Source organism: Nitrosophilus sp. (assembly GCF_982775275.1).
This window is the reverse complement of sequence record NZ_CEXZHP010000124.1, coordinates 3200-4603: the sequence shown is the minus strand read 5'-3', so window position 1 is coordinate 4603 and position 1404 is coordinate 3200. Positions and strand designations below refer to the sequence as shown.

Below are 1404 nucleotides of genomic sequence, written 5' to 3'. Positions count from 1 at the left end.
AATAAAAGTGTATTTACTAAAAATAGTTACTGCTATTAAATATGCAAGAAAAAGAGAAAAATATAGACTCTTTTTAATATCTTTAGTTTTTTTAAAATCTATGTAGATTAAATATATAGACAATAATATTAAAATAACCAATAAAAAGATAAATTTTCCCATTATTTAGCTTTGTCCTTAAATTTGTTTAGAAATTTTTCTATTTTTGGCGAAATGACTATTTGACAATATTTTTGATTTGGATTTAGTTGATAATAGTTTTGATGATAATCTTCAGCATCATAAAAGGCTTTATAATTTTCTATTGTAGTTACTATTTTATTATTGAATTTTGGATTTAATTTTTTAATCAACTCTTTTGCTATCTTTTCTTGAGAGCTGTCAATAGGAAAAATTACACTTCTATACTGCGATCCAATATCTGCCCCTTGCCTATTAAGTTGAGTTGGATCATGTATTTCAAAAAATATTTCCAAAAGCTCTTTAAAACTTATAATATTTTGGTCATATGTTATTTTTATAACCTCAGCATGACCCGTTGCGCCGCTGCATACTTGTTCATATGTTGGATTTTCTCTTTTTCCTCCGCAGTATCCGCATTTTACTTCGATTACGCCTTTTACCCTTTTAAAAACAGCATCTAAGCACCAAAAGCATCCACCACCAAAAATTGCCTTATTTATCATTTTAGCCTCTTTATATCTTCTAATAAATCATCACAATTTTTCTCTTGAGCAAAACAGCTAAGGGTATTGCATAGCATAAAATCTTTACTATTTTGTGTTTTTAACAAAATAAATGGATGAATAAAATCTACCTTTTTTACGCACTCTATAAGAGAGTTTTGATTGGATTTGATTATTAGATCATCTTTTAAAAATCTTGTTATATCCTCTACAAATAGTGCACAATATGGAAGGAATTTATATATTTTTTCACTATAATATTCAAGTGTTAAAAAGGAAAATTTTTTATATTTTTCATCAAATAAACTTCCAAGAGTTAACATTGTAGAGGTTATGGTTGCCGCACTACTTGGATATGTGGCGTCTGTATAGTCTGAGGGGGTTTTAAATTCGTTTTTACTAAAATACCATTTTCCCTCTTCCCAAAACTCAATAAGAGCATCATTTACCAATTTTACGCTAAGCATTAGATACTCTTCATTTAAGGTTGTTTTATAGCCTTCTTGTAAAGCTTTGCTAAGATATGCATAATCTTCCAAAAAACCTTTAATTTTAGGTTTTTTATCTATCATAGAGACATGATATAGTCTATCATCTATATAATTTTTCTCAAGCAATCTTTTTAGTCCCTCTTCGGCCCATTCAAAATATCTGTTTTCTATTCTTGAGGCAATAAAGAGGCTCTCTATCATCATAGCATTCCATGAGGTAATGATCT

1 protein-coding gene and 1 pseudogene are annotated in these 1404 nt (G+C 28.3%); both read right to left on the bottom strand.

The annotated features are described in order from the left end of the window. Positions 1 to 161 precede the first annotated feature (161 nt). Positions 162 to 686 (bottom strand): peptide-methionine (S)-S-oxide reductase MsrA, encoded by a 525-nt coding sequence (gene msrA / locus AC30RD_RS06555; RefSeq protein WP_489493582.1) that lies wholly within the window; start codon positions 684 to 686, stop codon positions 162 to 164. Further along, a pseudogene (locus tag AC30RD_RS06550) lies at positions 683 to 1404 on the bottom strand (thioredoxin domain-containing protein); the annotation flags it as partial. The gene msrA and the pseudogene AC30RD_RS06550, both read right to left, overlap by 4 nt.

Excerpts from the sequence above, each read along its gene's own strand:
- msrA (WP_489493582.1), bottom strand. The coding sequence starts at position 686 with ATGATAAATAAGGCAATTTTTGGTGGTGGATGCTTTTGGTGCTTAGAT.